Genomic DNA, 18,899 nt, shown 5'->3' with positions numbered 1-18,899 from the left:
CGACAATGGTCGTATAATGAGGCTCGAAAATGACAACAATATTCACACCTCTACATTACAGCCGTGCCTGCCTGAACGATCTGTTTGATGCAGTCTTCCGACAGTTCGGTGATGCTGTCGCCTTCTCACACGCTGGCGGCTCACTCAGTTTTGCCGAACTGGACCACAAAAGCCGTGTACTGGCTGGCTGGTTTCAGCAGCACAGTGGCTTGCTGCCGGGTGATCGTGTCGCTGTCCAACTGCCCAATATGATGCAATACCCTCTGGTCATGATTGCCATTCAGCGGGCCGGACTGGTCCTGGTCAATTGCAATCCGTTATTTACACCTGCCGAGCTGCACTTTCAGCTGAAAGACAGTGGTGCACGCGCTCTGATTACCTTTGCTCCTCTGGCACGCAAGGCCAGTATGGCGATTCAGGGTACAGCTGTTGAGCAGATCATTCTGACCGAAATCGGTGACCTGCATCCTCCACTGAAAGGCTGGTTGCTGAATCAGTATGTCCGCCGCATCGCCATGCCCTTCTCTGACTCGGCCATTCCACAAGCCTACTGGCTGAAAAATCTGCTGTGCTGCAAAGAGCTGGCACAATGCTGGCAACCACCGGTACAACAGCCCAGCGACCTGGCCTTACTGCAATATACGGGCGGAACCACGGGGACACCCAAGGGGGCCATGCTCACACATCACAATATCATGGCCAACCTGGGACAGCTGAAAACGCTACTGGAAACCTACACGCAGAGTGGACAGGAGCGTTTGTTGCAACCCCTGCCTCTCTATCATATCTATGCTTTCATGCTGACTCTGGCACTCTTCAGCCAGGGAGCGCGTACCGAACTGATTCCGAACCCCAGAGAAATTAAATCACTGGTACGTCGCTTTCAGCAGTTTCGCCCTACTGTGTTTGCCGGAATCAACCCGTTATTTAATGCATTGCTCAAGCAGAATGGCTTCCGACGACTGAGCTTTCGCCAGTTAAACTTAACCATCTCAGGGGGCATGGCCTTATCCGGTCCACTGGCAACCGAGTGGCTGAATGCAACAGGCTGCCCTATTGCCGAGGGTTATGGCTTAACCGAATGCTCTCCCGTGGTCAGTGTAAACCGACCCGACCAGATCGTACCAGGCAGTGTCGGGGAAGTGCTGACACAGACGGCCATACGGGTTATTGATGACAAGGGACAGCCACTGCCTTCCGGTGAAACGGGTGAAATTCAGGTGTCAGGCCCGCAAGTCATGGCCGGTTACTGGCAACAGCCTGAAGAAACCCGTCTGGTCCTCAGTCCCGATGGCTGGCTCAGTACTGGAGACATCGGCATGATCAGTCCGGAAGGCGTACTGAAAATCATTGATCGAAAAAAAGAACTCATCTGCGTATCCGGTTTTAAAGTGTTCCCCAGTGAAGTTGAGAATCTGGTCTGCAGCATGCCCGAAGTTGAAGACTGTGCGGCTATCGGCATCCCGGATCCGGTTACCGGAGAGCGTATCAAACTGTTTGTCATTACCCGCTCTACCACAATTACGCCCCAGGCAGTTCGCAGCTACTGTAAAGAGCGCCTGACCGGCTACAAAGTACCCAACTGTGTTGAGTTCTGCAGCAGTCTGCCACGCACCCCGGTTGGTAAGGTGCTGCGCCGTGCATTGAAAGAAAAAGCACTGAAACAACTGGAAAGCAGTCAGCGTCGTCAGCACAACTGATTCTGCTGGAAGGTGTGCCAGCTGCTCCGGTACATGTTTGACAAGCCTATTCCCACCACCTATAGACTTTATAGTCTTACCTTAAGTATCCGACGACCCTTCTGTCCCTGAACCGGAGAAACCTATGAACTGGGTTAACAAAAGTCTGTTTAACAAGTTGCTGACGATTATCCTGGGTGGCTGCGCATTAATCATCTTTGCAGGCGGGTTCTATTTCATGCAGGTGAATAAGGGTATGCAACGCTATAACCAGCTGATAGATCAGGATGTTGCGATGGAGAGAGCGATAAATCAGATGCAAAGTGAGTTCAAAACACAGGTTCAGGAATGGAAAAATGTATTGATTCGCGGTGAAAACCCCGATCAGCTGCAACGCTTCTGGAACAGCTTTCAACACCAGGAAAATCGTGTACAACAGATCGGAGCCGAACTGCTTGCACTGATGCCGCCAGGCTCAGAGCGCCAGACTGTCAGCACATTCCTGCAAGCGCATCAAGCCATGGGACAAGAGTACCGAAGTGGCTATCAACAATTTATAGCCAACAATTTTAATCACCGTATAGGAGACCAGGCTGTCGCCGGCATCGATAGAGAACCCTCCCGCTTACTGAACCAGGCGGCAGCTGAACTGGCCCAGCGAGCCATTCAGGAATCAGACAACATTCCGCTGGAAGTGCAGCAGGCATCCATTCTCGCAGCAATTTTACTGTTTGCTGCGATTCTGCTGTTTGGCATTGTCGCTTTACTCGTCGTCAACCTGGCTATCGTACAACCGAGCCGTAAACTGATCAGTGCAATACAGGATTTGAGCGAAGGACGACTGAGCACTCCCATCGCCATTTCTCGCGCAGATGAGCTGGGCGTACTGGCAGAGTCAGCCCGCCAGCTACAAAGCTTTCTGCTGCAGGTCGCCAGTGAGATGCGCAAAGCCTCAACCGAACTGACTGACTCGACAACACACATGTCACAAATATCCGGCGATATCGTTGAACACGCCGCCAAAACCAATGACAGTGCATCACTGGTTGCCACCGCGATGGAGCAGATGGCCGCTGCAGCAAGTGAAGTTTCCAACCATGCCCAGGATGCAGCAAACCTTGCCAATGAAGCCAATCAGGTTACCCGAAGCGGCATGCAGTCGATGCAGAAAGCACACAGCGCACTGGATCGGTTGGCCCATCAAATCAGCTCCTCCATGTCTATCGTCAGTCAACTGGAATCCGACACCAGCAATATTGGTACAGTTGTTGGCGTGATCCGCAGCATCTCTGAACAAACCAACCTGCTGGCACTCAATGCGGCCATCGAAGCTGCACGTGCCGGAGATCAGGGCCGAGGGTTCGCAGTGGTTGCCGATGAAGTACGCACCCTGGCACAGCGTACCCAGACATCAACCGAGCAGATTCAGAAAATCATTGAAGCCGTCCAAAAAGGCGCCAGTGAAACCGTGGATGTCATGCAGGCATCTCATACCATCTCAACTGAAAGCGTTGAAATATTTCAGGAAAGCGCCAGCCAGCTGAAAAATGTCAACCAGCTCATTACCCAGATCAACAACTTCAATGCACAGGTTGCAACAGCCGCAGAGCAACAAACCAGCGTTGCCAGTGATATTGCACAAAATATCGCTCAAGTGTCACAGCAAACTCACCAAACCGTACAAACAGCTCAAAGCCTGACGGGAATTGCCCACTTGCTGAAGGAAATGGGCCAACGCAATCAGGCTTTGAGCAGTCGTTTTTCAGGTATCTGAAATTGAGGCGTGACAGTTCCCTGTCACGCCTTATGCGCCAGACGAAAGCACGGCACATATTCCTCATGATCAATTTTCATCCGGCGCTGCTCAACAAACGCATCGAGCAGCTCAGACAAGGCATCAATCACATCCGCATCACCATACAGCTCAAACGGACCATGCTCTTCAATGGCACGAATACCGGGTTCCTTCACGTTACCAGCCACAATCCCGGACAAGGCACAGCGCAGTTGTGCGGCCAGTTGGTGATCCGGTTGCTGACGAGACAGATTGAGTCCGGCCATCTGCTCATGTGTCGGCTCGAAAGGCAACTGCAGGGCCAGAGGGATGGTCAGATCCCAGTTAAAGTGGAATGACTCGCCACAGCTTTTACGGTAGCGAGTCACTTCATCCAGACGTTCTTTCATACGCTGGGCAACTGCATGCGCATCACCCGTAATAATTTCATAAAAGCCGCGCGCCCTTTCGCCCAGTGTTGCGGCAATAAATCGGTCGAGTGTATCAAAGTAGCTGTGACTTTCAGCAGGTCCGGTGAAAATCAATGGAAAAGGCATTTCCATATTCTCATCACGTAACAGGATACCCAGAATGTACAGTACCTCTTCTGCAGTACCTGCACCACCGGGAAAAACGATAATGCCATGCCCTACCCGTACAAAAGCTTCAAGACGTTTTTCAATGTCCGGCATGATCAACAGTTCGTTCACAATCGGATTGGGCGATTCAGCTGCAATAATCCCGGGTTCAGTGATGCCCAGGTAGCGCCCTTTGCTGATACGCTGTTTGGAATGCGCTATCGTAGCGCCCTTCATCGGCCCCTTCATTGCGCCAGGGCCACATCCTGTACAGATATTCAGCTTGCGCAGACCCAGCTCATAACCGACCTTTTTGGTATATTCATACTCATTGCGGTTGATTGAATGTCCACCCCAGCACACCACCATATCAGGCTTGATGTGTGGCCGCATAGCGCCTGCGTGACGCAGAATATGAAATACCAGGTTGGTAATGCGCCCGGACTCATCCATTTCATCGCAGCAGCTGTCCAGCTCATCCTGTACATAGAGCAGGTCTCTCAGCACCGAAAACAGATGTTCACGAATACCCTGAATCATTTCACCATCAACAAAAGCAGTCGCCGGTGCGTTGATCAGATCCAGCTGTACATCACGGAATTTGTGGCTGATTTGTACATCAAAACGCCTGAAGTGATGCATGACTTTACGTGTACTGTCCATCTCACTGCCGGTATTCAGCACCGCTAGTGCACATTGGCGAAACAGACTGTGTAATCCGCTGTTGCTGCGGTCCTGTAATCGCGCCACTTCATGCGGAGACAAGGTATCCAGATTACCCAAAGGGGTGACACTGGCATTCACAAAATGTTCGGTAATCATGATAGCTCTCCTGCGGTTTTCCACTCCAACTCTGCTCATATTACTACGGATTGATGACAAAACAGCGTTTCATACCCAGTACGAGAGAAAATCTTCCATAAAGATGCACTTATTGCCTGTGAAGGGTAAAATCACTGCTCTTTTGCATGCATACAGATTACGGATTTTATGACCAGTACAAGCATCAGTACCGATTTTAATGGCGGCCCGCGTGAAGAGCTGCATAAGTATGACACTCACTACACTCTGCTGGGTACAGCCCATGTTTCCAAAGCCAGTGCTGATGAAGTCCGTGAGCTGATACGTTCAGGTGAGTTTGACGCCGTGGCGATAGAGCTCTGCCCCGGCCGCCTGCGCAGCATGCAGGACCCCGATGCCCTGGCACGAATGGACCTGTTCCAGGTGATCCGTGAAGGCAAGGCAGGCATGGTCGCAGCCAGTCTTGCATTGGGCGCATTTCAGCAACGCGTTGCTGAGGAAAGCGGTATCGCACCCGGTGCAGAAATGAAAGCTGCACTGGAAGAAGCTGAAGCACTGGACTTACCGGTCATGGTCATTGACCGGGATATTGGTATCACGCTGAAACGCGTCTATCGCAGCGTTCCCTGGTGGCAGCGGATGAATCTGATCAGTGGCTTGATGGCCAGCCTTGTGTCCAAGGAAAAGGTGTCGGCTGAGGAGATAGAAAAGCTCAAACAGGGCGATGTACTGGAGTCGACCTTTACCGAATTTGCCGAGGAATCGGAGCACCTGTATCAAGCTCTGATCGCTGAGCGTGATCACTATATGGCGTTGCGCCTGGCGCAGGAAAATGGAGACAGCCGCTACAAGCGCGTTCTGGTTGTCATCGGTGCCGGACATCTGAAAGGCATGGCGGATAACCTGCGCGGTCACTTGCCTGCGGACCCCCGCGAGCAACTGCACCTGCTGGAGCAGACGCCCAAAGGCAGCCGCTGGCCCAAGCTGATACCCTGGATCATTATGCTGCTGGTACTTACCGGCTTCGCCATCGGCTTCAGCCGCAATACAGACCTGGGATTACAACTGATTCTGGAGTGGGTGCTGATTAATGGCACCCTGGCAGCCCTGGGTACTCTGATAGCAACAGCACACCCTTTGACGATTATCGGTACCTTCTTTGCGGCCCCCTTCACCTCACTCAATCCGACTATTGGAGCCGGGATGGTGGCCGCTGCAATTGAAATAGCCATGCGTAAACCGACTGTCGGCGATTTTTCCAATCTGCGTCAGGATGTCGTGGCTTTGCGAGGCTGGTGGCGTAACCGCGTATCCAGAACCCTGTTAGTATTTATGCTCGCCACGCTGGGATCCGCAGCAGGCACCTACCTGGGTGGGTTCAGGATTTTTGGTCAGCTGACGACCGGCTGACTTCCCCCAACAGCTGATTAGCCCAACTGACACTACTCAGATAACAACGATTCAGGCGTTCGACCACAGTCTGAGAAGCTGAGCCCAGACGGGCCTCTTCAAAGGCAATGGTCAAACGCAGGATCTCGCCCAACCGCCCCTGACGTTTTAGCAGTGCCAGCTTGACCTCCTCACTGAGAGGCAACTGTACACACAGCTTGTCCAGGGGCTCTTCCAGCAGAATATCCATCATCGACAAAATGCCGACCAGAAAGGCGCTGTCAGGTGAATCTGCATGAGTTTCTGCTGCCAGTTTTTCACACATGGACGCACGTGTCAGCGCCTTCGGCAGCATCAGCTGGTTAAACGGATTGCTATCCGCCAGCATGACCACAACAATCAGCTTGCGCAGGCGACTGAAGCCTACCAGAATCATCGCCTGTCGCAGGCTGGCGATAACACATTCACGCCGATATAAAGGAGAATTACACAAGCGCAGTAAACGGATACATAACTGGGGATCTTGCGCCAGCAGCGGCTCCAGCACTTCAAACTCGGCATTTTCGTCCTGCAGGACTGCCAGCAAACGCAGCTGCGCCGTTTTGTTGCCATTACGATTAAACTGACTGGGACGAATTTCAGGATGGGCATAGAAATACCCCTGAAACAGGGTAAAGCCGAGGTCGCGGCAATGCTGAAACGTCTTGAAGTCCTCAACTTTTTCGGCCAGCAGTGTTAACCCTCGTGACTGGTAGATGGCCAGATCTGCATCGCGAATACCGTCATTCAACACATCGACTTTGACGATATCGGCAACATCCAGCAGAGGCAAGGTTGCCTGAGTGACGACAAAGTCATCCAAGGCAATACAGTACCCCAACGATTTAATCTGCTGCAACGCTTCGATCACCTCGGCATCACCAGCGATATCTTCCAGTATTTCAAGAACGACACGTTCGGTAACAGGGGGCAACAGATCCGGGTTGAACAGCCATTCACGCGGCACATTAAAAAACAGTTGCCTGGACCCGGTTAACGCCTCAACACCCATTTCATAGAAGGCCATATGACTGACACGTGCAGTCGCAACAAGAGGATCCTCAATCTGGGCAGAACGTGCATGCTGACTGCTGCGATACAAAAGCTCATCACCCACATGACGCAGATGCTGATCACAAATAGGCTGTAAAGCCAAACAATAATCTGACGACTGGCGTTTAAGCGTTTCCGGCATTCAAGGCTCCCTGCTGCAACTCCGGATAGGATTTAACCTTTCATTTTTGCAGTGTAAACGAAACCACCGAAAATCCCCAGTGTTTCGTATTAGCCACCCGTCATATTCATGAAGCGTACTACCTGAACCTCGCCATCCGTCGTAAAGTGATGCCGTTCAGGCTTGAGATCCATGGCATCGATTATGGCCTGTCGCAAAGGCCCATTATCCGATGGATACTGACGCAGGACAGGACGCAAATCGACAGAGTGTTCATTGCCAAGACACAGCAATAACCGACCTTCGACCGTCACCCGAACCCGATTGCAGTCACCACAGAAATTATGACTATGTGGCGAGATAAAGCCGATACGGCTGGGGCTGTCTGGCAGTGCGAAGTAGCGTGATGGTCCGCCAGTCTGCTGGCTGATTGGAGTCAGATGGTGATCACGCTCAATGATGGCCTGAACCTCGTCGCTGGAGCAGTAGGTTTCGTCACGGCCATGATCGCTGATATGCCCCAACGGCATTTCTTCAATAAAGCTGATATCAATACCGCGCTGTTTGACAAAATCGACCAGTGCCGGAATTTCATCATCATTGCGCCCACGCATGATCACTGTATTCAACTTGATGCGCTCGAAGCCAGCCACCTGCGCAGCATCCAGCCCGGCCAACACCTTGTTCAGATCGCCGTTACGGGTAATACGGCGAAATTTATCTGCATCCAGAGAGTCCAGACTGATGTTCAGTCGATGCAGCCCGGCATCTTTAAGCGGCCTTGCAAAACGCGGTAACTGGCTGCCATTGGTGGTCATGGTGAAATCTTTCAGGCCCAGGGTACCGATATAGTCTACCAGTTCCATCAGGTCCCGACGGACCAGAGGTTCGCCTCCCGTCAACCGAATCTTTTCCACACCCAGCTCAACAAATACCGATGCAATCCGCCCGATTTCCTCCAGTGTCAGCACCTGATCACGTGGCAGAAAAGTCATGTTTTCACTCATGCAATAGACACAACGGAAATCACAGCGGTCTGTTACCGATAGACGTACATATCGGACCCGACGGCCAAAACGATCGACCAGAGCAGTGGCTGTATTTACAGACTCAGACATCCGTCTTCTCCCAGCGTTGCGCAGCAAGCGTATCGGATTCACGTGAACTGACCCAATAATCCCCGGTACGGGTATGTTCTTTTTTCCAAAACGGAGCCTCGGTTTTCAGGTAATCCATAATGAAATTACAGGCATCAAAAGCCGCCTGACGGTGTGCTGATGCAACCGCTACCAGCACAATCGGATCGCCCGGCTCCATGCGTCCAACCCGGTGGATAATGGTTGCAGCCAACACAGGCCAGCGCCGTGCTGCCTGCTCCGCAATTAACCGCAACTGCTGCTCGGTCATACCCGGATAATGCTCCAGCGTCAGCGCAACAACATCAGGACGCTCGTTAAAATCACGCACATAACCGATGAAGCTCGCAACAGCACCTACATCAGTACGCTGCTGACTGAGCGCTTCCAGTTCCACACCACAATCAAAGCGCTGTGCCTGTACGCGAATATCGAACATCTTATCCCCCCGTTACCGGTGGAAAAAAAGCCACCTCATCACCGCTTTTCAAAGCCGTAGACAGCTCTGCCATCTGCTGGTTCACTGCCACCATAAGCCGACCAGACTTGAGCGCGGGAAACTGCTGATGTAACCAGTCAGACAGACCCGCCACTGTCAGCGGATAATCCGCTGCCTGCAGAGAAGCCACCGCTACCTGTAGTTCATCCTGTTGCATCTGCTCACGCAGTTCGGCAAAAAAACGTACCTGCAAAGCAGCATCCTGCGAACCTTGAACCGGACTGGCAGCACTGGCCGGTGCTGAAGTGTCAGCCTCATACAGCCAATCGCCTGATTTACCACCCTGTTTTTGCAACACACGAATGTCACCAATCAACATCGTCTTGTCGACAGCCTTACACATATCGTAGAGCGTCAGGGCTGCCACCGATGCAGCCGTTAAAGCCTCCATCTCAACACCTGTCTGACCAGCAAGCTTACAGGTGGCTTCAATACGGATACCGGGTAGCTGAGGATCCGGATGCAAATCGACTGTCACTCGAGACAGCATCAATGGATGACACAGGGGAATCAGATCAGGCGTACGCTTGGCTGCCTGAATCCCGGCAATCCGGGCAGTGGCCAGTACATCACCTTTGGCATGTCCGCCTGCCAGTATCATCTCCAGAGTATGTGGCTGCATGGTCACGCTGGCACTGGCACGTGCGGTACGTGCCGTCACCGCCTTGGCCGACACATCCACCATGTGTGCCTGCCCTTTGCTGTCCAAATGTGTAAAGTGTGTCATGTTCTGTCTTCTCTTGGTCCAGGTTATACCAGCGGGTAGCCGGGTAGCCAACGACTGAAGGGGTAAATCCGGACCCGGTCACCCACTTCTATACGATCACGGTCTTCTTCTATACGAATCAGGCAGTTGGCTTCATGCATGGAGGTCAGAATACCTGACCCCTGATGCCCGGTTGTGCGCACTTCCAGCTCGCCATTTTCGGTAATTGTGAAAATACCGCGATGAAAATCACTGCGTCCGGTTCGGCTCTTCATCGTTTCCGTTGAACGGGCCATCCAGGTCAGGCCCACCCATTCGGTTTCCCCCTGAAGCTTGCGGATCAAGGGTTGTAACAGCACACAAAAGGTCACCATGACTGCCACCGGATTACCCGGAAGCCCTGCAAACAGACAGGTTTCACCTTCCTGATTCAGCCCCAGATCACCAAAAGCAATCGGACGACCCGGGCGTATCGCCAATTGCCAAAAACTGGTCTGTCCAAGACGGTTCAATGCCTGTTTGACAAAATCCGCCTCACCCACAGAGACACCACCACTGGTCAGCACCAACCGATGCTGCTGTGCAGCACTTCGCAGTGCTTCTTCAATTACTTGCTCATCATCCGGCAAGATACCCAAATCCGATACGTCACACTCCAGGCCTTTCAACACCGACATCAGTGTAAAACGATTAGTATCGTAGAGGCTGCTGTCAGCCAGCGCATCGCCTGGGGCACGAACTTCATCACCAGTCGAGAATACAGCCACTTTCAGAGGAACATAGATTTTTACCTGAGCGAATCCCAGAGAAGCCAGCATACCCACTTCTACAGGACCCAGTCGCTGTCCACGACTCAGTATCAGACTACCCTCCGCCATATCTTCACCAGCCTGACGCACATTACTGCCAGGGCGAACGGCCAACGCCTGATCTATATGTAGCTGATCACTCTCTACACGACACAACTCTTTCATCACCACTGTATCAGTACCGGAGGGCATGGGGGCTCCAGTGGTAATCTGTACAGCACAGCCCGCTTCAACAGGCTGGGTAAAGGCATGTCCTGCAAAGCTTTGGCCGACTATTTTCCAGTCACGGCTTGTAGCCAACTCATCACCTTTCAGCGCAAAGCCGTCCATTGCCGCATTCACCTGACGCGGCACGTTGAAGGGAGCGATGACATCTTCCGCCAGCACACGTCCCATGACCTGATGCAGAGGGAGCTGAGTCGCCTGAAGCTGCCCAAGTCCCATCGACTGAATCAGCCTCGCACCCTCTTCAAGCTTCAGATGACGATTACCACCGGGCGTAACAAAATCAAAACAGGACAGATCAGACTCGCTCATCCTTGACCTCCATATGTCTGGCAAAAGTGACACACAAACGCTTCAATTGCGCTAATGTCGTTGATATCAAGTACGGGCAGTTGAACTTCAACAGGTACACTTGCCGGGTCATCCGTAGCAATCGCCACGATGGCAGGATCATCCTGAAAGCGCATCGGCTTGCCTACAACAGCACGATACAATTCAATTTTCGGGTAGTGCTCCGCTTTAAATCCCTCAACCAGCACCATATCCAGCTGAGCTGTATCAAGACGCTGCAGCAGTTCACTCAGCGCTGGAGCTTCAGAGCGAGGCTCTTCGGTCATCAATGCCCAACGCTGATCCGAGGCGATCAACATCTGCGTGGCACCAGCATGACGCAGCTCGTAACTGTCTTTACCGGGAATATCGACATCAAACGTGTGATGCGCGTGCTTGATACACCCGACCCGCAGCCCGCGCTGCTTCAACCGCGGCAGAAGCTGCTTCAGCAGTGTCGTCTTACCGGTACCACTCCAGGCCGCAAAGCCCAGAACCGGAAGTGTAAAAGCGTTCATTCAGTCAGATCATCCTGTTATTGTTATCATCAACTTAAGCAAAAGGCATTCCTGAAAAACAGGAAACAAACTAACCTATAACAGAAAAAAATCTGTCAGTCTGACTGTTTTATTTGCTCAGGCGTATTGAAATTATGCAGACTCTGAGCCGGAAAACTGACCTGATCCATGCCCACCCGGGCATACCAACGGTCAGGCTTACGCTCTCCTGCTTTCAGCGCTTCATGAAGATCTGCAAGCAACGACGTTTGCAACATCACCACCATAGGCTGTATGCGCTCACCGTCACTGGCAACGATAGCAGGCTTTCCTGACACAGCGTATTGGGCAGTAAAGCGCTCAACCAGATCCGGGCTGATAAATGGACCATCACAGGGAACAAACACCACCTGCTCATAACGCGATTGTTCCAGCCCTGTCGCAATACCGACCAGAGGTCCCTGAAAGCCGTCCAGACAGTCAGCCACCACCTTGACCCCCAATTCAGCGTAGGCGTCCTGATTACGGTTGGCAACTATGATGATTTCATCCACCTGATCTTGCAGGCGCTCAAAAATCTGTTCAATCATCGGGCGCCCCTGGTAGCAAACCCACCCTTTGTCCTGTCCCCCCATGCGCTGCCCCTGACCACCCGCCAGAATCACGCCAGTGACACCCTGCTTCAACATACAATACTATCCTCTTGATGCCTGTCTGCAGTGGTCAGCAATTGACCTTGATGAAGTGTCCACTGCCGATCACATAATTCTGTCAGTAAACCCTGTTGATGGGTAATCAGCAAGATTCCGGCGCCGGATTGACGCAATTGATTCACCAGAGTGACGCATCGCGCCACCCCTTTTTCATCCAGACTGGCAATCGGTTCATCCAGCAGCCAGAACATCGGACGGCATAACCAGGCACGTGCCATGGCCAATGCCTGGCGTTCTCCACCGCTCAGCGTACGCGCTGACTGATCCGCCTGTGCCGCCAAACCGGACCATTCAAGGGCCTGCTGCAGACGCTGCCGCTTGTCACCCTGAGTGCCGGATTGTGCAGCCAACACCAACTGCAGGTTGGCACGTACACTGCGATCAAACATATAGGGCTGCTGATGAAGATAGCAAACCTGTTTACCAAGTTCGACCGGCGCAGCGTTAATCAGAACCCGACCGGCACTGGGCCGTTGCAAACCTGCCAGTATCTTTAACAGTGTGGTCTTGCCGCTGCCGTTTTCACCACGCAGATGGACACATTCACCTGCCTGCAATTCCAAATAATCAATTTTCCATAACAGCGATTTGCCAAAACGGTTTGTCAGATTTTCAGCCGTCAGTCTGGAAAGTATCATTGAGCAGCTCCCTGTATACTGCGGCCACGGCTTAAACCCACCAGCAGATTCAACACCAATGCCAAAACCAGCAGCACGATACCCAGAGCGATGCCCTGCACATACTCCCCCTTGGTCGTTTCCAGGGCAATAGAGGTTGTAATGGTTCGGGTATAGCCGGCAATGTTGCCCCCCACCATCATGGCACAGCCGACCTCGGCAATCACCCGGCCAAACGCCGTTACCAACGCGGCCAGTACGGCAAAACGCACTTCAAGAGTAATCATCCACAGGGTTTTGATACGCGAACATCCCAGTGAACGTGCAGTTTCCCAGGCATGCCTGGATACTCCCTGATAAGCCATATGCAGCATGGCCACCAGCAACGGAAAGCAGATGAGTATCTGGCCAATGATCATCGCGGGCTGTGTAAACAGCAAACGCAGATCACCAAAAGGACCACTGCGTGATAACAGCAGTACCAGCAGCAACCCGATCACCACTGTTGGAATCGCCAACAGGGTATTATTCAGCGTGACAATGAGCCAATGGCCGGGAAAACGCCAAAAACTGAGAATAAAGCCGAGCACTGCCGCAAAAGGGAAGGCGATAAACAGTGCAGACAAAGAAACCTTGAACGAGACCTGTATGATCTCCCAAAGCCTGGGATCACCGGAAAACAGTAAATACAACGCTTCCAGTGTAGAGGCAGTTAAACTATCCATTGGCGAAGTGTGTCTCTTGAACAGAAAAAAACCCCGGCAGTATGCCACCTGTCCGGGGTCAAATACACCTGATCAGAATGAGTCTTTGATCAGGATTCGTTTTCAGCTGACGCAAAGAACAGCTGCTCACCTTCCACCTGGAAGCTGTCGATCAATTCCTGACCTTCAGGTGAAACCAGCCAGTCAGCAAAAGCCTTGGCCTGATCATACGCCACATGCGCATGACGATCCGGGTTAACCAGAATCACTTGATACGGGTTAAACAGCTGCTCATCACCTTCAAAAACCAGCACTGAGTCCAACCGGCTCTTCATTGCCAGCCAGGTGCCACGGTCTGTCAGGGTGTAGCCTTCCATCTCGTCTGCCAGAGACAAAACGCGCCCCATACCCTGCCCTACACTGCGGTAGCCATCAAACGGCAACGACTGTCCCGCCTGCTCCCACAATTCCAACTCTTTCATATGCGTGCCTGATTCATCACCACGCGATACGAAAATACTGCCCTGCTGAACGATCTGCTTGAAAGCCGAATCGACATCGCCCGCTGTTTTCAGTGATGCCGGATCAGACGCAGGTCCCACCAGTACAAAGTCGTTATACATCAAGGCACGCGGCAAGACACCATGACCGGCTTCCACAAATGCCGCCTCGGCTTCCGGGGCATGTGTCATCACCAGATCGACATCACCATCCTGTCCAAGGCGAAGTGCAGCTCCGGTACCGACCGAAATGACTTGTACCTGAACGCCTGATGCTGCTTCATAAACAGGCAATAAGTAATCCAGCAAGCCGGAATTATACGTACTGGTCGTGGTAGCCAGACGAAGTGTCGTCTGCGCCTGAACCATTGAACCAAACGTGAGTAAAGCCAGTATCAATAAAGGCTTGAACAGCTTTAGCATTTAATCTCTCCTGAGTGTTATTGCTATAGAGGTACATCAGTCAGAGCAAGGGGAATGCCAGCTTTATCGCACAGTGTTTCCAAGGCCAGATATAATCAGACCTCTACTGAAAAAAGGCGTCATTGATTCCGCATTACAGTCAGGGTTAATTTTGCTAATATGGGTCATAATTACGCAGGCAACTGACATACTGGGACAGAAGATCCCAGATCCAGCCTGATTCGCCCTGTCAATCGGATAACACATGATAACAACAGACTCAGATCTTTGCCGTTCCGCTTCCGTCCTGGTTGTCGATGATGAATCCGGCATGCGCAGTTTTTTGCAGAAAGCATTGCAGAAGCATTTTGGACTGGTCGAAGTCGCTGGCAGTGTTGAAATTGCCGAAGAATTACGCAAGCGCTGCCACTTTGACCTGCTCATAGTTGATGTCAAACTCCCGGGGCGATCAGGTATCGAGTGGCATGAAGCCCTGCAGGATCCGAACCGCCACAGTGATGTAATTTTCATGACCGCTTATGCTGAACTGGATACAGCCATTCAGGCATTACGTGCCGGTGCTGCCGACTTTATTCTCAAGCCCTTCCGTCTTGAACAGATGATGAATGCTGTAAAACGCGTACTGCAACGTCGCCTGTTGGCACGGGAAAATTTTTTACTGCGCCGGGAGGTTACCCGCTATATTGCTGCAGACACACCCATGCTGGGTGACAGCAGCGTCATCAAACGCTTGGAAGCTGTCATTCAGCGTGTTGCACCAACTCCCTCACCCGTACTGATTGAAGGAGAGTCCGGTACCGGCAAGGAACTGGTTGCACGATCATTGCATAACCAGTCAGGTCGAGACGGAGCCTTTGTAGCGATCAACTGTGGCGCGATTGCGCCTGATCTGCTGGAAGCTGAATTGTTTGGCCACACCAAAGGGGCATTTACCGGTGCAGACCGGGCGCGTGAAGGCTTGTTCAGCTATGCGGCAGGCGGTACCCTGTTTCTGGATGAAATTGGTGAAATGCCACTGGCCATGCAGGCAAAATTACTGCGTGCCCTGGAACAGAAAAGTATTCGTCCGGTTGGCAGTGAGCGCGAAGTCCCGACCAATGTTCGTATTCTGGCCGCAACCAATCGTACCTTGAGTGAGGAGGTTCAGCAGCAGCAGTTCCGTGAAGACCTGTATTTCCGCCTTAATGTCTTGACCCTGACACTGCCGCCGCTGCGTGAACGTAGCGAGGATATCCCGCAACTGGCACATTTCTTCTCTCGACGCCTGTCAGAAGACCTGGGATTACCCGCGGTGCCATTCAGCCATGAAGATCTGCGTGTTATGCAGGCTCATCACTGGCCTGGCAATATTCGTGAACTGAAGAACTTTATCGAACGTTGCATTCTGCTCGGGCATTTGCCACTGGATGAACTCCAGCCCCGTGATACAGCCAACGCACAGGGTGGTGGTTACCCAAGCTGCTGGCCTCTGGAAGAAGTAGAAAAGCGTCACATCCTGCGGGTACTGGATGCCTGTGAAGGCAACAAGTCAGCGGCTGCAAGACAGTTGGGCATTGCCCGTAAAACACTGGACCGCAAACTGAGTGGTTGGCAGGAAGGCCGGGATGACATGACAGGAACCGAATAGTATGTCACTCCCCTGGCGATATTCGGTTCGTGGCAAACTGCTGACGCTGATACTGATTCCTATCCTGCTCACCTTTGCCTCGCTGATTGGCCTGACCGCTTACTGGACCACCACCTATTCAGATCGGCAACTCTATATGAAGGTCGCATCTGATCTGGCTGTTGCGCGCAGCACGCTGCAATTGATGCAGGAACGCCAGCTGGAGCGTCTGGAACAGCTGAGCCATACACTGGTGTTGCATCCTTACCTGTTACAACAGGACTATGCTGCCCTGGAAGAGCTCCTGGACAATATTCGCGCTCAGCAGCAATTCGACTTCCTGCGACTGATCACACCGCAGATGTTACTGCAGGAGCTGCATCAGCAACCCAGCCTGGAACCCCTGGCTGGCCAGCTGCTGGGGGGAGATGCCCTCAAAGGGCTGTCCCTGATAGGTGAAGAGGAGTTAGCCTTTCTTGCACCCCACCTGCCTGAACAGGTTTCCGTCACTGTACTGGACACTCCAAGAGCCCTTCCAAGTGACAAGACCCTTGAAACACGTGGCATGTTTGTCCGTGCAATTCACCCCATTCGTGATCAAGCCGGCCGCCTGCAGTACTTCCTTGATGGCGGGGTGCTGCTAAACCACAACCTGCAGTTTGTCGACACCATCCGCGATCTGGTGTATGGCAAAGACGCCCTGCCGGACAGAGGCATCGGCACTGTAACGCTGTTCCTTGATGATGTACGCATCACCACCAACGTCCCGGCACAGCATCTGGATCAACCTCAGCAAGAATTTAATCGTGCCATCGGCACCCGTATCTCTGCAGAGGTTTATCAGCGGGTACTGGTAGAAGAACGCTTGTGGCTGGACCGGGCATTTGTCGTAAACGACTGGTTTATCAGTGCCTACGAACCCATCTACAGCCTGAATGATGCCTTGATTGGTGTGCTCTATGCCGGCTTTTCCGAAAGCCCTTTCATAGACATGTATCGCCGTAATCTTGCTGAGCTGGGCATTACACTAGGCTTGATTATGCTGCTGTCCGGCTACTTTGTCTGGCGCAGTGCCTACCGTCTGTTAAGCCCGGTAAAACAGATCCATCACTCGGTAATGGCAGTCCGCGGGGGCGATACTCAGGCACGAATTGGCCCTTTGAAAGCAGAAAACGAATTTGCCGACCTGGCACAACAGTTTGACTCCATGCTCGATGAGCTGGATGCACGGCAGGAAACCATTCGTCAGGCAGCTGAACGCCTGGAGCAGCAAGTCGAGCAACGCACCCTCAGTCTGAAACAGAAAACCGAAGAACTGGAACAGCATATCGAGCTGCTCAAGGCGACCCGAGCAGAACTGTTCACCAAGGAAAAGCTGGCCGTACTGGGTGAACTGACCGCCGGTATCGCGCACGAAATCAACAACCCCGCAGCCGTTATTCTGGGCCATATGGACCTGCTACAGGCTGAACTGGGTGAAAACTGCTCGGTACAGAGCGAGATCGATACGGTGATTGAGCAGGTGTACCGCATTCGCGCCATCATCAACAATCTGTTGCAGTACAGCCGTCCCGGACAGGTGCTGGACCAGCTGCAGTGTCTGGATGTTAATGCGGTCGTTCAGGACACGCTGGCACTGGTGCACTATGCGCTGGATAAAAAAGGGATTCAGGTCCAGCGTGATTATGGCGATGTCATATCAGCGGAAGGTAATCGACAACAGGTACAACAGGTACTGGTCAATTTGCTGCTGAATGCGGCTAATGCCATGCCAGGTAAAGGGCATATCTGGCTGACCACACGCCCATGGCAGGCGCCAGATGGTGCAGAAGGCGTCGAAATCAGCGTGCGTGATGAAGGCAGCGGTATGAGCGAGGCTGTACAGGCACGTATTTTTGAGCCGTTCTTTACCACTCGGGAAAATGGCAACGGCCTCGGTCTTTCCATCAGCCGCTCCCTGGCCAGACGTTATGGCGGTGATATTCAGGTGCGCTCAATTCCCGGACAAGGCAGTGAATTCAGCGTCTACTTACGCCACCAGGCGCGCCTGAACCAGGAAGATGAAGCCACTATGCGTCAGTTGCTCTCTGGACTGGGCGTGGTCTGACCGCAGGACACGCTGTACTTCTAATCGTTGGTATCCTGACCACGACCATGCTAGGCTATACATGTTATACACGTATAGCAATGGAGGTTTACCATGCTTGCTATCAGACTGCCCGATGACGTTGAAGCCCGCCTGAACGCCCTCGCCGCCAAGACCGGGCGGACCAAGACCTTTTACGCCAGGGAAGCCATCCTTGAGCACCTGGACGATATGGAAGACAAATACCTGGCCATCAACCGCCTGGAGAATCCCGGCAAGCGCTGGACATTAGACGAGATGGAGCAGGATCTTGACGTGGACCGTTGAGTTTGATGACGCTGCTGCCAAGGAGCTACGCAAGCTGGACCGTCAGGCCCAGCAAGAGATTCTGCGCTACCTCCGTGAGCGCATTGCCACTTATGAAGATCCCCGCCGCTTTGGTAAACCACTGTCCCGTGATCTAGCGGGATTGTGGCGCTACCGCGTTCGCACCTACCGCATGATTTGCTACATTGAAGACGACAAGCTGGTTGTATTAGTGCTGCGAGTTGGCCACCGTAAAGACATTTACGAATAATCCCTTTCTTTTTCACCTAGAAGCGCTGAATTGATAC

The 18,899-nt window shown here is 52.6% G+C and carries 18 protein-coding genes; 7 read left to right on the top strand and 11 right to left on the bottom strand.

Going from position 1 to position 18,899, the window contains the following annotated elements; translation table 11 throughout:
- Window positions 1-29 precede the first annotated feature (29 nt).
- Both ADINL_RS11095 and ADINL_RS11090 read left to right on the top strand, forming a co-directional pair.
- Window positions 30-1,700, top strand: coding sequence for an AMP-binding protein (locus ADINL_RS11095; protein WP_036547781.1), 1,671 nt, complete (start codon window positions 30-32; stop codon window positions 1,698-1,700).
- 124 nt (window positions 1,701-1,824) lie between these two features.
- Window positions 1,825-3,453, top strand: a complete 1,629-nt coding sequence (locus ADINL_RS11090; protein WP_036547778.1) for a methyl-accepting chemotaxis protein — start codon at window positions 1,825-1,827, stop codon at window positions 3,451-3,453.
- Window positions 3,454-3,476: 23 nt separating this feature from the next.
- On the opposite strand, the gene ppnN is transcribed toward ADINL_RS11090, so the two are convergent.
- Complete coding sequence (gene ppnN, locus ADINL_RS11085; RefSeq protein WP_036547775.1) at window positions 3,477-4,853, bottom strand: nucleotide 5'-monophosphate nucleosidase PpnN; 1,377 nt, start codon at window positions 4,851-4,853, stop codon at window positions 3,477-3,479.
- Between the two features lie 168 nt (window positions 4,854-5,021).
- Here ppnN and ADINL_RS11080 point away from each other — a divergent pair, with 168 nt between their 5' ends.
- Entirely contained in the window at window positions 5,022-6,242 is a 1,221-nt protein-coding gene (locus ADINL_RS11080; RefSeq protein ID WP_036547773.1) for a TraB/GumN family protein, read from the top strand.
- Here ADINL_RS11080 and ADINL_RS11075 read toward each other — a convergent pair.
- The 10 genes from ADINL_RS11075 to ADINL_RS11030 form a co-directional block, all read right to left on the bottom strand.
- On the bottom strand, window positions 6,211-7,455 hold the full coding sequence (locus ADINL_RS11075) for an EAL and HDOD domain-containing protein (RefSeq protein ID WP_051632745.1): 1,245 nt from the start codon (window positions 7,453-7,455) through the stop codon (window positions 6,211-6,213). The genes ADINL_RS11080 and ADINL_RS11075 overlap by 32 nt on opposite strands.
- 89 nt (window positions 7,456-7,544) lie before the next feature.
- Window positions 7,545-8,552 carry a GTP 3',8-cyclase MoaA gene (gene moaA, locus ADINL_RS11070; protein ID WP_036547771.1) on the bottom strand — a complete coding sequence of 336 codons (1,008 nt, stop codon included), beginning with the start codon at window positions 8,550-8,552 and terminating at the stop codon, window positions 7,545-7,547.
- Window positions 8,545-9,009 carry a molybdopterin synthase catalytic subunit MoaE gene (moaE, locus tag ADINL_RS11065; protein ID WP_036547769.1) on the bottom strand — a complete coding sequence of 155 codons (465 nt, stop codon included), beginning with the start codon at window positions 9,007-9,009 and terminating at the stop codon, window positions 8,545-8,547. Before moaE ends, moaA begins: the two co-directional genes overlap by 8 nt.
- Window position 9,010: 1 nt before the next feature.
- Window positions 9,011-9,796 carry a cyclic pyranopterin monophosphate synthase MoaC gene (gene moaC, locus ADINL_RS11060; protein WP_036547766.1) on the bottom strand — a complete coding sequence of 262 codons (786 nt, stop codon included), beginning with the start codon at window positions 9,794-9,796 and terminating at the stop codon, window positions 9,011-9,013.
- A 23-nt stretch (window positions 9,797-9,819) separates the two neighbouring features.
- On the bottom strand, window positions 9,820-11,121 hold the full coding sequence (gene moeA / locus ADINL_RS11055; RefSeq protein ID WP_036547763.1) for a molybdopterin molybdotransferase MoeA: 1,302 nt from the start codon (window positions 11,119-11,121) through the stop codon (window positions 9,820-9,822).
- The gene (gene mobB / locus ADINL_RS16495; RefSeq protein ID WP_036547760.1) at window positions 11,118-11,657 is read right to left on the bottom strand and encodes a molybdopterin-guanine dinucleotide biosynthesis protein MobB; all 540 of its coding nucleotides are present in this window, start codon (window positions 11,655-11,657) and stop codon (window positions 11,118-11,120) included. The genes moeA and mobB overlap by 4 nt, the downstream gene beginning before the upstream one ends.
- A 95-nt stretch (window positions 11,658-11,752) precedes the next feature.
- The gene (mobA, locus tag ADINL_RS11045) at window positions 11,753-12,325 is read right to left on the bottom strand and encodes a molybdenum cofactor guanylyltransferase MobA (RefSeq protein WP_036547757.1); all 573 of its coding nucleotides are present in this window, start codon (window positions 12,323-12,325) and stop codon (window positions 11,753-11,755) included.
- The gene (locus tag ADINL_RS11040; RefSeq protein ID WP_036547754.1) at window positions 12,319-12,987 is read right to left on the bottom strand and encodes an ABC transporter ATP-binding protein; all 669 of its coding nucleotides are present in this window, start codon (window positions 12,985-12,987) and stop codon (window positions 12,319-12,321) included. Before ADINL_RS11040 ends, mobA begins: the two co-directional genes overlap by 7 nt.
- Window positions 12,984-13,691, bottom strand: a complete 708-nt coding sequence (locus ADINL_RS11035) for an ABC transporter permease (protein WP_036547751.1) — start codon at window positions 13,689-13,691, stop codon at window positions 12,984-12,986. The genes ADINL_RS11040 and ADINL_RS11035 overlap by 4 nt, the downstream gene beginning before the upstream one ends.
- A gap of 89 nt (window positions 13,692-13,780) precedes the next feature.
- Window positions 13,781-14,593, bottom strand: coding sequence for an ABC transporter substrate-binding protein (locus ADINL_RS11030; RefSeq protein ID WP_036547748.1), 813 nt, complete (start codon window positions 14,591-14,593; stop codon window positions 13,781-13,783).
- 244 nt (window positions 14,594-14,837) lie between these two features.
- Between ADINL_RS11030 and ADINL_RS11025 the strand changes: the two genes are divergently transcribed.
- The 4 genes from ADINL_RS11025 to ADINL_RS11010 all read left to right on the top strand — a co-directional run bounded on the left by ADINL_RS11025 (window position 14,838) and on the right by ADINL_RS11010 (window position 18,862).
- The gene (locus ADINL_RS11025) at window positions 14,838-16,220 is read left to right on the top strand and encodes a sigma-54-dependent transcriptional regulator (RefSeq protein WP_036547744.1); all 1,383 of its coding nucleotides are present in this window, start codon (window positions 14,838-14,840) and stop codon (window positions 16,218-16,220) included.
- 1 nt (window position 16,221) lies between these two features.
- On the top strand, window positions 16,222-18,306 hold the full coding sequence (locus tag ADINL_RS11020; RefSeq protein ID WP_051632744.1) for a cache domain-containing protein: 2,085 nt from the start codon (window positions 16,222-16,224) through the stop codon (window positions 18,304-18,306).
- Between the two features lie 93 nt (window positions 18,307-18,399).
- Entirely contained in the window at window positions 18,400-18,612 is a 213-nt protein-coding gene (relB, locus tag ADINL_RS11015; protein ID WP_036547741.1) for a type II toxin-antitoxin system RelB family antitoxin, read from the top strand.
- Window positions 18,596-18,862 carry a type II toxin-antitoxin system RelE family toxin gene (locus ADINL_RS11010; protein WP_036547739.1) on the top strand — a complete coding sequence of 89 codons (267 nt, stop codon included), beginning with the start codon at window positions 18,596-18,598 and terminating at the stop codon, window positions 18,860-18,862. The genes relB and ADINL_RS11010 overlap by 17 nt, the downstream gene beginning before the upstream one ends.
- Window positions 18,863-18,899 lie beyond the last annotated feature (37 nt).

The organism is Nitrincola lacisaponensis (assembly GCF_000691225.1).
GTDB classification, from domain to species: Bacteria; Pseudomonadota; Gammaproteobacteria; order Pseudomonadales; family Balneatricaceae; genus Nitrincola; species Nitrincola lacisaponensis.
Note: the sequence above shows the minus strand (reverse complement) of the source record. Positions and strands in the feature narration are given on the sequence as shown.